General features: G+C 68.5%; 12 protein-coding genes. 9 read left to right on the forward strand and 3 right to left on the reverse strand.

All coding sequences use genetic code 11. The annotated features are described in order from the left end of the window. Positions 1-2: 2 nt before the first annotated feature. The 4 genes from AC51BJ_RS15625 (at position 3) to AC51BJ_RS15640 (ending at position 6,606) form a co-directional block, all read left to right on the forward strand. On the forward strand, positions 3-3,185 hold the full coding sequence (locus AC51BJ_RS15625) for an efflux RND transporter permease subunit (RefSeq protein WP_430433690.1): 3,183 nt from the start codon (positions 3-5) through the stop codon (positions 3,183-3,185). A gap of 14 nt (positions 3,186-3,199) precedes the next feature. Further along, a complete protein-coding gene (locus tag AC51BJ_RS15630; protein ID WP_496280827.1) occupies positions 3,200-4,771 on the forward strand; it encodes an efflux transporter outer membrane subunit in 1,572 nt (523 codons plus the stop codon). Between the two features lie 11 nt (positions 4,772-4,782). Continuing rightward, the gene (locus tag AC51BJ_RS15635) at positions 4,783-5,520 is read left to right on the forward strand and encodes an SDR family oxidoreductase (protein ID WP_496280828.1); all 738 of its coding nucleotides are present in this window, start codon (positions 4,783-4,785) and stop codon (positions 5,518-5,520) included. 117 nt (positions 5,521-5,637) lie between these two features. Then, on the forward strand, positions 5,638-6,606 hold the full coding sequence (locus AC51BJ_RS15640; RefSeq protein WP_496280829.1) for a 2-hydroxyacid dehydrogenase: 969 nt from the start codon (positions 5,638-5,640) through the stop codon (positions 6,604-6,606). Here the strand turns inward: AC51BJ_RS15640 and AC51BJ_RS15645 are convergent. Then, positions 6,596-7,078, reverse strand: a complete 483-nt coding sequence (locus AC51BJ_RS15645) for a transcriptional regulator (RefSeq protein ID WP_496280830.1) — start codon at positions 7,076-7,078, stop codon at positions 6,596-6,598. The two genes, AC51BJ_RS15640 and AC51BJ_RS15645, sit on opposite strands and share 11 nt — an antisense overlap. A gap of 312 nt (positions 7,079-7,390) precedes the next feature. On the opposite strand from AC51BJ_RS15645, the gene AC51BJ_RS15650 reads away from it, so the two are divergent. Then, on the forward strand, positions 7,391-8,230 hold the full coding sequence (locus AC51BJ_RS15650) for a M90 family metallopeptidase (RefSeq protein WP_496280831.1): 840 nt from the start codon (positions 7,391-7,393) through the stop codon (positions 8,228-8,230). Here the strand turns inward: AC51BJ_RS15650 and AC51BJ_RS15655 are convergent. Further along, positions 8,203-9,552: a sensor domain-containing diguanylate cyclase gene (locus AC51BJ_RS15655; RefSeq protein ID WP_496280832.1), complete on the reverse strand. Its 1,350-nt coding sequence runs from the start codon at positions 9,550-9,552 to the stop codon at positions 8,203-8,205. The genes AC51BJ_RS15650 and AC51BJ_RS15655 overlap by 28 nt on opposite strands. A gap of 330 nt (positions 9,553-9,882) precedes the next feature. Next, positions 9,883-10,566: a HisA/HisF-related TIM barrel protein gene (locus AC51BJ_RS15660; protein WP_496280833.1), complete on the reverse strand. Its 684-nt coding sequence runs from the start codon at positions 10,564-10,566 to the stop codon at positions 9,883-9,885. 12 nt (positions 10,567-10,578) lie between these two features. On the opposite strand from AC51BJ_RS15660, the gene AC51BJ_RS15665 reads away from it, so the two are divergent. The 4 genes from AC51BJ_RS15665 to AC51BJ_RS15680 are packed head-to-tail and all read left to right on the forward strand — an operon-like array spanning position 10,579 to position 13,349. Next, a complete protein-coding gene (locus AC51BJ_RS15665; protein ID WP_496280834.1) occupies positions 10,579-11,574 on the forward strand; it encodes an ATP-grasp domain-containing protein in 996 nt (331 codons plus the stop codon). Continuing rightward, on the forward strand, positions 11,558-12,601 hold the full coding sequence (locus AC51BJ_RS15670; protein WP_496280835.1) for a hydantoinase/oxoprolinase family protein: 1,044 nt from the start codon (positions 11,558-11,560) through the stop codon (positions 12,599-12,601). Before AC51BJ_RS15665 ends, AC51BJ_RS15670 begins: the two co-directional genes overlap by 17 nt. Next, positions 12,598-12,780, forward strand: coding sequence for a hypothetical protein (locus AC51BJ_RS15675; protein ID WP_496280836.1), 183 nt, complete (start codon positions 12,598-12,600; stop codon positions 12,778-12,780). The genes AC51BJ_RS15670 and AC51BJ_RS15675 overlap by 4 nt, the downstream gene beginning before the upstream one ends. Further along, positions 12,777-13,349, forward strand: coding sequence for an amino acid kinase family protein (locus AC51BJ_RS15680; protein WP_496280837.1), 573 nt, complete (start codon positions 12,777-12,779; stop codon positions 13,347-13,349). Before AC51BJ_RS15675 ends, AC51BJ_RS15680 begins: the two co-directional genes overlap by 4 nt. Positions 13,350-13,644: the final 295 nt, after the last annotated feature.

A 13,644-nucleotide genomic window follows, 5' to 3' on the forward strand; every position in this document is an offset into this window, starting at 1 on the left:
CCATGAACATTTCCAGATTCTTCATCGACCGGCCCATCTTCGCCGGCGTGCTGTCGGTGCTCATCCTGCTGGCCGGCGCGCTGTCGCTGTTCCAGCTGCCCATTTCCGAGTATCCGGAAGTGGTGCCCCCATCGGTCGTCGTGCGCGCCCAGTTCCCGGGCGCCAACCCCAAGGTGATCGCCGAAACCGTGGCGTCGCCGCTGGAAGAGGCGATCAACGGCGTCGAGGACATGCTGTACATGCAGTCGCAGGCGAACAGCGACGGCAACCTGACGCTGACCGTGTACTTCAACCTCGGCATGGACCCGGACAAGGCACAGCAGCTGGTGCAGAACCGCGTGTCGCAGGCGATGCCGCGGCTGCCGGAAGACGTGCAGCGACTCGGCGTGACCACGCTCAAGAGCTCGCCCACGCTGACCATGGTGGTGCACCTGATTTCGCCGGATAACCGCTACGACACCACCTATCTGCGCAACTACGCCGTCATCAACGTGAAGGACCGCCTGGCGCGCATCAAGGGCGTCGGTGAGGTCGGCCTTTTCGGCTCCGGCAACTACGCGATGCGCGTGTGGCTGGACCCGCAGAAGGTGGCCCAGCGCAACATGACGGCCAGCGACGTGGTGCGCGCGATCCGCGAACAGAACGTGCAGGTGGCGGCCGGCGTCATCGGCGCCTCGCCGAACGCGGCCGACGTGCCGCTGCAGCTCTCCGTCAACGCGCAGGGCCGGCTGCAGACGGTCGAGGAGTTCTCGGACATCATCCTGAAGTCCTCGCCCGACGGCAGCATCACACGGCTGGCCGATGTCGCACGGGTCGAGCTGGCGGCGTCGGAATACGGCCTGCGCTCGCTGCTCGACAACAAGCCGGCGGTGGCGCTGCCGATCCGCCAGGCACCGGGCGCCAACGCGCTCGACGTGTCGGCGGCGGTGCGCGAAACCATGGCCGAGCTTTCCAAGGATTTCCCGCCCTCGGTCGAATACCGCATCGTCTATGACCCGACGCAGTTCGTGCGCGCGTCGATCAAGGCGGTCATCGTGACGCTGCTCGAAGCGATCGCGCTGGTGGTGCTGGTGGTCATCGTGTTCCTGCAGACCTGGCGCGCCTCCATCATTCCGCTGCTGGCGGTGCCGGTGTCCATCGTCGGCACCTTCTCGCTGATGCTGGGCTTCGGTTACTCGATCAACGCGCTGTCGCTGTTCGGCATGGTGCTGGCCATCGGCATCGTGGTCGATGACGCCATCGTGGTGGTCGAGAACGTCGAGCGCAACATCGCCGAGGGGCTGTCGGCGCGCGAAGCGACCTACCGCGCGATGCAGGAAGTGAGCGGCCCCATCATCGCCATCGCGCTGACGCTGGTCGCCGTGTTCGTGCCGCTGGCCTTCATGACCGGCCTGACCGGCCAGTTCTACAAGCAGTTCGCGATGACCATCGCCATCTCGACGGTGATCTCCGCCTTCAACTCGCTGACGCTGTCGCCGGCACTGGCGGCCATGCTGCTGAAGGGTCACGACGCCAAGCCGGATGCGCTGACGCGGGCGATGAATGCCGTGTTCGGCGGCTTTTTCGCGCGCTTCAACCGCTTCTTCAATCGCAGTTCGGAAAGCTACGGGCGCGGCGTCAGCGGCATGATCCAGCGCAAGGGCGCGGCCATGGGCGTGTATGCCGTGCTGCTCGGCGCGACGGTCGGCCTGTCCTATCTGGTGCCGGGCGGCTTCGTGCCGGCGCAGGACAAGCAGTACCTGATCAGCTTCACCCAGCTGCCGGCCGGCGCGTCCATCGACCGCACGGAAGATGTGATCCGCCGCATGGGCGAGATCGCGCTCGCCCAGCCGGGCGTCGAGAACGCGGTCGCCTTCCCTGGGTTGTCGATCAACGGCTTCACCAACAGCTCCAGCGCCGGCATCGTGTTCGCGACGCTGAAGCCTTTCGACGAGCGCAAGAGCCCGGAGCTGTCGGCCGGTGCGATCGCCGCGTCGCTGAACGCCAAGTTCGCCGACATCAAGGACGCCTACATCGCGGTGTTCCCGCCGCCGCCGGTCATGGGCCTGGGCACGCTGGGCGGCTTCAAGCTGCAGTTGCAGGACCGTGGCGCGCTCGGCTATGCCGAACTGGAAGCGGCCAAGGAGGCCTTCATCGCTGCCGCCGCCAAGGCGCCGGAACTGGGCCCGACCTTCTCCAGCTATCAGATCAACGTGCCGCAGCTCGACGTCGATCTCGACCGCGTGAAGGCCAAGCAGCTCGGCGTACCGATCACCGACGTGTTCGACACCATGCAGATCTACCTCGGCTCGCTCTACGTGAATGACTTCAACCGCTTCGGCCGCGTCTATCAGGTGCGTGCCCAGGCCGACGCGCCCTTCCGCGCCGAAGCCGCCGACATCCTGGCGCTGAAGACGCGCAACGCGAATGGCGACATGGTGCCGCTGTCCTCGCTGGTCAAGGTGAAGCAGAGCTTCGGCCCGGAAATGGTGGTGCGCTACAACGGCTACACCTCGGCCGACATCAACGGCGGCCCGGCGCCCGGCTATTCGTCCGACCAGGCGCAGGCCGCGGCCGAGCGCATCGCCGACGAAGTGCTGCCGCGCGGCGTCAAGTACGAATGGACGGACCTGATCTACCAGAAGATCCTGGCCGGCAACGCCGGTGTCTGGGTGTTCCCGATCAGCGTGCTGCTGGTGTTCCTGGTGCTCGCCGCGCAGTACGAAAGCCTGACGCTGCCGCTGGCCGTCATCCTGATCGTGCCGATGAGCATCCTGGCCGCGCTGACCGGTGTCTGGCTCACCGCCGGCGACAACAACATCTTCACGCAGATCGGCCTGATGGTGCTGGTCGGGCTGTCGGCGAAGAACGCCATCCTGATCGTCGAATTCGCCCGCGAACTGGAACTGCGCGGACGCGGCATCGTCGAGGCGGCGATCGAAGCCAGCCGGCTGCGGTTGCGCCCGATCCTGATGACATCGATCGCTTTCATCATGGGTGTGGTGCCGCTGGTCACGTCGAGCGGCGCCGGTTCGGAAATGCGTCATGCCATGGGCGTGGCGGTGTTCTCCGGCATGCTGGGCGTCACCTTCTTCGGCCTCTTCCTGACCCCGGTGTTCTACGTGCTGCTGCGCAAGGCCTCGGGCAAGCGCCTCACCCACGCCGGCCACACGCCGCTGCCCGATGTCGCAGCCGTCGCCCACTGACCCGGAGCATGGACATGAACACATCATTGAACACGGCCGACGCCAAGCCGAAGGCCGCCATCGCGAGCACGCTCGCTCACACAACGGCCTACCGCTCGCTGCGGACCGGCGCCGTGCTGCTGTCCAGTCTGCTGGTACTGGCCGGCTGCTCGGTCATGCAGACCTACGAACGCCCGGCGGTCGATACGCCGCAGGCCTTCAAGGAAGTGCCGTCCGGCAACAAGGACTGGAAGCCGGCCCGGCCGTCGGAAGAACTGGCGCGCGGCGAGTGGTGGACGGTGTTCGGCGACGGTCGCCTGAACACGCTGGTCGCCCAGGCGATGGACGCCAACCAGGACCTGAAGGCCGCCGCCGCACGCCTCGCCCAGTCTCGTGCCTTGGTGCGCGACGCCCGTTCACAGCAATCGCCGCAGGTCGGCGCCGGTTTCGGGCCGACGCGGCAACGGCAGTCACCAGCGGCACAGGGGCTCGACGACAGCGCGGACGGTCGCGCCCTCACGCTGTGGCGCGCGCAGGCCACCGTCGCCTACGAGGTCGACCTGTTCGGCCGCGTCGCCGCCGGCGTCGATGCGGCCAGCGCCACCGCACAGCAGCGCGAGGCGCTGTTCCGCTCGCTGCAGCTCGCGCTACAGGCCGACGTCGCACAGACCTATTTCCTGATCCGCGAGCTGGACGCCGAACAGGCGCTCTACACCGGCACCGTGCAGCTACGCACCGAAACGCTGCGCCTGGTGCAGCGGCGCTTCGACGAGGGCGACGTGAGCGAGCTGGAACTGGCGCGCGCAAAGACCGAACTGGCGTCGGCGCAGTCCGAGTCCTTCGGCGTGTCGCGCCGTCGCGCCAACGCGGAACACGCACTGGCGCTGCTGCTGGGCCGCGCACCGGCGGACTTCGCGCTCGAGCCGCAGCCGCTCGAACGGGTCACGCTCGACATCCCGCCGGGCCTGCCTTCGGCACTGCTCGAACGGCGACCCGACATCGCCGCCGCCGAACGCGCGATGGCCGCGGCCAACGCCCGCGTCGGCATCGCGCAGGCGGCCTGGTTTCCGCGCCTGAACATGACCGGCGCACTCGGCTACGAGTCGTCCGAACTGGGCAATCTGTTCCAGTGGAGCACGCGCAGCTTCGTGCTCGGGCCGCTGGTCGGCACCGCGCTGACGCTGCCGATCTTCGACGGCGGCGCGCGCGAAGCCGGGCTGGAACGCGCCCGCGCCGTCTACGACGAAGAAGTCGCCGCCTACCGTCAGACGGTGCTGTCCGCCTTCCGCGAGGTCGAGGACAACCTGGCCGGCCTGCGCATCCTGGCGGAACAGACGCGCACGCAGGACGAAGCAGTACGCGCCGCCGCGCGCGCCGCGCAGCTGTCGCAGATCCAGTACCGCGAAGGATCGGTCAGCCAGCTCGACGTGATCGATGCCGACCGCAGCGTGCTGCTGCAGCGACGTGTCGCCTCGCAGCTCGAAGGCGAACGCGCGCGCGCCGCGGTCGGTCTTATCCGTGCATTGGGCGGCGGCTGGGACAGCCGCATGCCCGCAGACATTTCCGACGCAGGGCCGGACCAGCCCCTGCACGCCCGCAATCCCTGAGGAGCTAGAGCATGAACACGCAACAGAAAGTCGCCTTCATCACCGGTGGCAACCGTGGCATCGGCCTCGAAACCGCGCGCGGTCTTGGCCGCCTCGGCATTGAAGTGGTGATCGGCGTGCGCGATCCGGAGAAGGGCGAAGAAGCCGTCGCCGCCCTCCGCAACGAAGGCATCACCGCCTCGGCCATCGGCTTCGACGCGACCAAGCCGTCGACCTTCCAGGCGGTGTACGACCACTTCGCCAGCCAGTACGGCCGGCTCGACATCCTGGTGAACAACGCCGGCATCGCGCTCGGCGATTTCTTCGCGCCGAACGCCAGCACGGTGTCGCAGGACGTCCTGCGCCGCACCTTCGACGTGAACTTCTTCGCGGTGATCGAACTGACGCAGATCCTGCTGCCGCTGATCCGCCAGGCACCGGCCGGCCGCATCGTGAATCTGTCGTCCATCCTCGGTTCGCTCGGCACGCACTGCGCGCCGGACTCGCCGATCGCGCCGGCCAAGGAAGTGGCCTACAACGCGTCGAAGACCGCGCTGAACGCCTACACCGTGCACCTGGCGGCCGAACTGGCCGGCACGCCGATCAAGGTGAACTCCGCCCACCCGGGCTGGGTGAAGACAGACATGGGCGGCCCGAACGCGCCGATGGACATCGCCGACGGCGGCAAGACCAGCGTGCAGCTGGCCACGCTGCCGGCCGACGGCCCGACCGGCGGCTTCTTCCACATGGGCGAAGCGCTGCCCTGGTAAGCCGCCGGCGCGCGGCAACTGTGCTGCCGCGTGCCGCGTAACACTTGTGCGCTGCGGCTCGCCTGACGGCGGGCCGCGCGCTAGATTCGGCGCTCCTGCACATCACCGGAGCCTGTCTTGAGCCGCCCCTCGATTCTCGTCGCCCGCTATGTCCTGCCTGAACTGATAGACCGTCTGTCGCAGCATTTCGACGTCGACGCCAACCAGGAAGACCGCGTGTTCACGCAGCCCGAACTGATCGCGCGGCTGCAGGGCAAGGCCGGCGCCTTCATCACTGCCAACGAGAAAATCGACGCCGCACTGCTCGACGCCTGCCCCGGCCTGCGCGCGGTATGCACGATGGCGGTCGGCTACAACAACATCGACGTCGCCGCCTGCACGGCGCGCGGCATCCTGGTCAGCAACACGCCGGACGTGCTGACCGAATCGACCGCCGACTTCGGCTTCGCGCTGATGATGGCGGCCGCCCGTCGCGTCACCGAAAGCGAACGCTTCCTGCGCGACGGCCGGTGGACGCACTGGACCTACACGCTGATGAATGGCGTCGACGTCTACGGCAAGACGCTGGGCATCTTCGGCATGGGCCGCATCGGCCAGGCGATCGCCCGCCGCGGCGCCTTCGGCTTCGGCATGAAGGTGATCTACCACAACCGCAGCCCGCTCCCGGCCGCCATCGAAACCCCGCTCCGCGCACGCTGGGTGGACAAGGACACGCTGCTGCGCGAAGCCGACCACCTGCTGCTGGTCGTGCCCTATTCGCCGGCCGTGCACCACGCCATCGGCGCCGCCGAACTGGCGCTGATGAAGCCGAGCGCCACGCTGACCAATATCGCGCGCGGCGGCGTGGTTGACGACGCCGCGCTGGTGGAGGCGCTGCGCAGCGGCCGCATCGGTGCCGCCGCGCTCGACGTCTATGAAGGCGAACCGAAGCTGAATCCGGGACTGCTCGAAGTCCCCAACATCGTGCTGACGCCGCACATCGCCAGCGCCACCGGCGCCACCCGCAAGGCCATGGCCGACCTCGCCGCCGACAACCTGATAGCCGCGCTGACCGGCGGCACGCCGCCGACGCCTGTCAGGCTCTGAGCACGACCGCTGCCGGGTCCGAGCCGGCCGGGCACTGCTGTCGCGCGTCAACCTCAGCCAGGAATTCGAGCACCCAGCGGTCGACGCGCGGCAGGCAGCCGGCCAGCGAGTCCTGCAGTGAATCGAGTTCGAAGTAGTCCGGCTCGTGCAGATAGGGGTGGGTCATCGCGCCCACGTCCGCCGCGTCGTGACTGAGATCGACGACACGGTGATCGATGTAGTTGTACTGGTGCTGGAAATGGCCGCGCAGCGAACCGCCGAACACGCGGTTCATGAACAGCGAGCCGTAGCGGCAGGCACCTGACAGATCGACCGGCACCACCACATTGCGCTCGACCGCCAGCTCGCACCACTTGCGGAACACGAAATCCTTGGCGTGCAGGAAATGCGCGCCGGTACAGGCGAGTTGCCCGGGGTGGCAGGCGTTCCAGTCGGCATGCATGGTGAGCCCGGGGCGATGACGGTCGCCCACCGTAGCACGTCGTCGAGCGTGTGCGATGGCGAGCGGTCGGGGTCGGAAGAAGGCGCGTACGCACCGGCCTCCATACCTCCCTGCTGGAGGGGTCTTCTGACCCCCGAACCAGCCTGTATCAAAACCGACGGCCCGCAACAGCCCCGTCGCGGCCAAGGCCGCTCCCACAGGGAGTACGCCCGACCCGTGGCCGGTGCCGGAGCGGCTGTGTGGGAGGGGTCTTCCGACCCCGACTGCGCATCGAAGCGGACCGCGCCGACGCAGGATATCTGCCCGGCTTGAAACCACCGCCGCTGCCCCGATCTGGAAACGATGACTCCGCTCACCTCCACCCTCGCACTGGCGGCACTGATCGCGGTACTGCTGTCTGCCGCACTGTGGCTGTTCGCCGATCCGCTGCGTACCGCGCTGCGCCGACGCCGCATCCGGGCGCGTCCATTCCCTGCCGCGTGGCGCCGTCTGTTGCAGCAGAACATGGCGGCCTGGCGCGCACTGCCGCCTGACCTGCAGCAGCAATTGCGCCGACGCATCCAGGTGTTCGTCGCGGAGAAGCGCTTCATCGGCTGCGACGGCATGGTGATCACCGACGAGGTGCGGGTGCTGATCGCCGCCCAGGCCTGTCTGCTGATACTGAACCGACCGACCGACTATTTCGCCGGGCTGCGCGAAATCCTGGTCTATCCCGGCGCCTTCGCGGTGGCCCGCACCGAAACCGACGCCGCCGGCGTGCAGCACGCCTGGCGGCGCGTGCATCTGGGCGAATCGTCGTCGCGCGGCCAGGTGGTGCTGGCCTGGGACGCGGTGCTGGCCGGTGCCGCCGACGCGACCGACGGGCACAACGTCGTCATTCACGAATTCGCGCACCAACTCGACCAGGAGAACGGCGAGGCGAACGGTGCCCCGCCATTGCGCGGTGCGGCGCGCGTGGCGCGCTGGGCGGCGGTGATGGGCGCCGCCTACGCCATGCTGCACCAGCAGGTCGCGGCGCACGAGCCGCCGGTGCTCGACCCCTACGGGGCCTACAGCCCGGCTGAGTTCTTTGCCGTTGCCACAGAGAGCTTCTTCGAGCGCCCGCAGCATCTCGCCGCGGCGCTGCCCGAGGCCTACGCCGAACTGTCGTCCTACTACCGGGTGAATCCGCTGGTGTGGTAGCTCACCGGCTGCACCTGCACGACGACGCGGTTGCGGCCCTGCTGCTTGGCGTCGTACAGAGCATGGTCGGCCGCATCGATCAGCGACGACGGTTGCCCGGCGAGCTTGCCGACAAAGGCGGGCGGCGGTACGAAGGTGGCGACGCCGACGCTGATCGTTACGCAGTCGTGCGCCGACGACTTGCCGTGCGGAATGCCGAGCGACAGCACGGCGCGGCAGGCCGACTGCGCCACCGCCGAGGCGTCCGACTCGCCGGTGTCCGGCAGCAGGATGGCGAACTCCTCGCCGCCGTAGCGCGCCACCAGATCGGAGGCGCGCCGCGTACAGGACGCCAGCGCCTGCGCCACACCGCGCAGGCAGTCGTCGCCGCCGAGGTGACCGTGCGTGTCGTTGTAGGGCTTGAAATGATCGACATCCAGCATCAGTAGCGACAGCGGCCGGCCGCTGCGCAAACTGCGATGCCATTCGCGACCCAGCGTTTCGCCGAACACCCGGCGATTGGCGATACCGGTCAGCGCATCGGTCGCATTCAGGCGTTCGAGTTCCGAAGCCTTCAGCCTCACCCGCTCATGCGCACGGCCGAGATGGGCGTACAGGCGCCCGTTCTCGATCACCAGCGCGACCAGCACCATACTGGCCGCCAGCAGCCCGTGGACGCGCCCGACGTAGAAGCCGAGATCGTAGCGCCCGGCGTTGAACACGGCCACCAGCGCCACCTCCAGCAGCCAGGCCACCATGGTGACGATGAGCCACAGATCGAGCGCGGCGCGTGGTGTCTTGCGCCACAGCACATACAGCGCAAAGCCATTCAGAATCCATATTGCGGACACGATCCAGAACATTCGGTGGGTATATCCGAATGTCCCTTTCATGATGTCCGGCAATACATTCGTGCCGTGTATCGCCAGCAGCGTGGATAATACGGCCAGCAGCAACGTGCATGACACATGTCGACCCGCGCTGCCGAATATCGAGCGTATTCCGGGACCCTTGCTGCATTCTTTCGGCATCATCAATGAATAGCCGATCACGCACAGCGGAAATCCGACATGCCAGAACTGGAATATCCAGGCGGTGGTCTGGTGATTCGCGCCGAGCAATCCTTCCGCCGAGAACACATCTGGATAGGTGAGCAGATGCGGCGCGATCATCGCCGAGGCATAGAGAAAGCCGTCCGCCAGCAGGAACATGGCGCTTGAGCGCAGCGTCACGCCATGCCCGTAAAGCAGTACGGCGGTGACCAGATAGACGACGAACAATGCGGAATCGTAGACCGCGACAAATGCCGGAATATGTGGCAAAGGCATTTTCGCGTAGGGCACGCTGATTGCAAAAAGCAGCAGCGAAAATATGACGACGAGACTGACCAGCCGACGTTCGCGCGGACCGGCCGCATGCGTCGAAAGCAATTCCGGGCTGTCGTCTGTCGATACGTATGGCATTTTCTTGCCAGTTCGTCATGTCGGACCCATGCAAGCGATCCGGACCGCCATTCGGCGGGCTTTCATTTCCCTGAGCTGTTCACGCCGCGCCGGATCTGCCCGTGATCAAGCCGTGCTTTATCGAAATGCAATCTACTCCTTGCGATTGATCTGTCGGTAAAAAATCGTGGCGTTTCAAACACCGCCAGTTCCGCACCGCAGCACGCAGCCTCAGCAGCCCGCGAGCCGGCCGTCGTGCAGAGCGCTCGCCACCAGCACGGCCGGTACGCCGGCGGCGTCCAGCGCCGCCAGGTCGGCCGCGTCGCGCACGCCACCGGCGGCAATCACCGCGACGTCCGGGCGCCGGGCGCGCAGGCGGTCGATCAGCGCCAGCTCCGGCCCGGCTTCCGAGCCGACACGCGCCAGTTCCATCGCGATCAACCGCGCCGGCCAGAATCCCGGCGCGTGTGCCCAGTCGGCGCCGAGCGGCACGCCGCCGCGATAGTCGAGCGACAGAAGCGCCGGCACGCCCGCCGCCGACAGCTTCGCCAACGCATCGGGGTCGGTCAGGCTTTCGCTGCCCAGCACGGGTGTCGCGCCGGTTGCGCGGTGCAGCGCCAGCGCGGCGTCGGCATCGGCAAAACCACCGTCCACCCAGAACTCGACCTGTGGATGACGCTTGGCCAGTGCGGCGATCACGGCCGCGTGATCGCCGCCCAGCCGGCGGATGGCGTCGAGGTCGGCAATGTACATATGGCGGGCGGCGGTCGCCGCGAGCAGCGCATCGACCACTTCGGCTGGCGCGCAGCCCTCGACCAGACGCGAGCGCAGCGGCTGGTAAGCTTGCCGGTCGCCACGGCGCGCGTGCACCACCCGACCTTGCATCAGGTCGATCACGGGTATCAGTTCAGGCACAGAAAACCTTATATGAATCAACGAATTTTCGTGTTCGAGTTTATCACCGGCGGCGGTCTGGCCGGCCAGCCGCTGCCCGGCTCGCTCGCGCGCGAAGGCCGCCTGATGCGCGATGCGCTTCTGCGCGACGCCGCCGACATCGCTGGCGCCGAACTGGTGACGCTGCACGACGCCCGGCTCGAAGCGCCGCTGCCTGACTCGATTGCAGTGGCCAACGAGGCCGGCGCGTTCGACACGGCCTTCGACGCCGCACTGGCCGCTGCCGACGCGGCGCTCATCGTCGCGCCGGAAACCGGCGATCTGCTGGTCACGCTAGCGGCCCGCGTCGAAGCGAGCGGCAGCCGCCTGCTCGGCTGCGACGCCGCGAGTTGCCGTGTCGCCACGTCGAAATCGCGCACCGCGCGCGTGCTGGCCGAGGCCGGCGTCGCCGTGCTGCCGCACTACAGCGACGCCGATGCGCTGCCGGACATTCTCGGCGCGTGGGTGGTGAAGCCGGACGACGGCGCCGGTTGCGACGGCCTGCAATGCCTGGTCGACCGCGCTGCCGCCGCCCGCGCGCTGCGGGCGGCCGGGCCGCATCACATCGCCCAGCCCTGGCTGGACGGCGAGGCGCGCAGCATGAACCTGCTGTGCGCGCGCGGCCGCGCCGCCCTGCTGTCGGTAAACCGGCAAGTGCTCGAACACCGCGGCGAACGCGTGCGCCTCTCAGCGCTCGCCGTCGGCGCCGTCGACGCCACGCCACAGCACGCTGCGCTCGCACAGCGCATCGCCGCCGCCGTGCCCGGCCTGCTCGGGCCGGTCGGCGTCGATTTCATCGAAACGGAAGACGGCCCGGTCGTGGTCGAAATCAATCCGCGCATGAGTACCTCGGCCTGTGCGCTGCGCGCAGCGATCGGCCTCAATCTGGTCGCCGCCACGCTGAGCGCGGCACGCGATGGCACGCTGCCGTCGACCGACGCTCCGCGTCCGCACACCCTGACCCTTGAAGCCCATGAAGAAACCGTCTGACGCCGCGCTGATCGGCTGGGACATCGGCGGCGCTCACGTGAAGGCCGCGCGCATCGACGACGGCCGGGTGAGCGGCATGGTGCAGGTGGCCTGCCCGCTGTGGCAGGGGCTGGACAAGCTCGACGCCGCCGTGGCCAACGCGCTGGCCGCACTGGGTGCCGCGCCGCGTCACGCGATCACGATGACCGGCGAAATGACCGACCTGTTTGACACCCGCGCCGACGGCGTGGCCGGCATTGCGCAACGCATGCGCACGGCAGTGGCCGGCGACATCTCGCTGTACGCCGGTCGCGCCGGCTGGGCGCAGGTCGATGACGCGCGCGTGCGCGCCGACGACATCGCCTCGGCCAACTGGCTCGCCACCGCGGCGTGGATCGCCACCCGTCTGCCGCAGGCGCTGCTGGCCGACGTCGGCAGCACCACCAGCGACCTCATCGTCATCGATGGCGGCGTCGCCACGACCAGCCGCTCCGACGCCGACCGGCTGATCAGCGGCGAGCTGGTCTATGCCGGCGTCGTCCGCACGCCGCTGATGGCGCTGGCGCCGGCGGTCGACTTCAGAGGCCGGCGCCACCGGCTGATGGCCGAGTACTTCGCCACCACGGCGGACGTGTGGCGCCTGCTCGGGGCGCTGCCGGAGCACGCCGACCAGTACCCGGCGGCCGACGGCGGCGCCAAGACGGCGGAGGCCAGCGCCCGCCGGCTGGCGCGCATGATAGGTCGCGATCTCGCCGAAGGCTCGATGGACGACTGGCGCGCACTCGCATCGGCTTTCGCCGAGGCTCAACTTGACGCGCTGGTGGACGCCTGCAGCGCCCTGCCCGGCATCGCCGCACTCGCACCCGACGCACCGGTGGTCTGCGCCGGCGCCGGCCGCTTCGTCGCCGCCCGTCTCGCCCGCGCGCTCGGTCGCCCGGCCGTCACGCTGGGTGAGCTGCTGGCCGATCTCGCGCCCGACTGCGCGGACGAAGCCACCACCTGCGCACCCGCGGCCGCCGTGGCCTTGCTGGCCGAGGGTGGGCGATGAAACCGTCCGCCGTCATCCATCTGGTCGGCGTCGTCGCCTTCGGCCTGCTTTACGCGCCGTTCAAGACGTTGACCGGCGGCGGTGCGCAGATGCTCGCGTCGGCCATCGTCTATCTGCTGGCGCTGCGCCTGCTTGGCCAGGTGCTGGACCGCCGCATCGACCGCCACGACAAGCCGTGACCCGCGCACCGGTGGTGATCAAGCTCGGCGGCAGCCTGTTGTCCGACCCGCATGACGGACGACTGCAACGCTGGTGCAATCGTCTGGCCGGAGACGCCGCGGGCAGCGCCGTCATCGTGCCCGGCGGCGGGCCGTATGCCGACGCCGTACGCGACGCCCAGACGCACTGGCGCTTTTCCGACGACGCGGCTCACCGCATGGCGCTGCGCGCGATGGACCAGTGTGGGCTCATGCTGTGCGACCTGTTCCCGGCACTGGTCGCCTGCGACGACGTCGACGCGCTGGTCGATCACTGCGCGGCTGGCCGCACGCCAGTGTGGCTGCCTTCCCGTCGTCTCGACCTCAGCACCGACATCCCGCGAGACTGGACGGTCACCTCCGACAGCATCGCCGTCTGGCTTGCTGCCCGCATCGGCAGCCCGGCCGTGCTGCTGGTGAAGTCCTGTGCCCTGCCGGAAGGCGATCTCCCGGCACTGGCCGCACAGGGCATCGTCGACCCGCATCTGCCGCAGATCGCGGCCTGGGCGAACATCGACGTTCGCCTCGCCCACGCCGACTCGCCGTTCTAGTTCGACGCGACGGTCAGGGTCAAAAGACCGTCTCCCACAAACCTTGGCTCCGGCCGCGGGTCTGGCGCCCGGCCCCGTGGGAGCGGCCTTGGCCGCGACTCGGCTGCTGCGGTCCTCAGGCTTCGATGCAGGCAGCTGTCGGGGTCAAGACCCCTCCCACAGAACCCCGCCCGAGCTCCGGCCGCGGATCGGGCGCCTCCCTTGTGGGAGCGGCCTTGGCCACGACGCGGCCGGCGCTGGCCGCTGGCGTTGATTGGCGGGACCACGGGAACATTTCGATCGCGCGCCTGCCGCA

This window comes from Methyloversatilis sp. S146-33 (assembly GCF_059552495.1).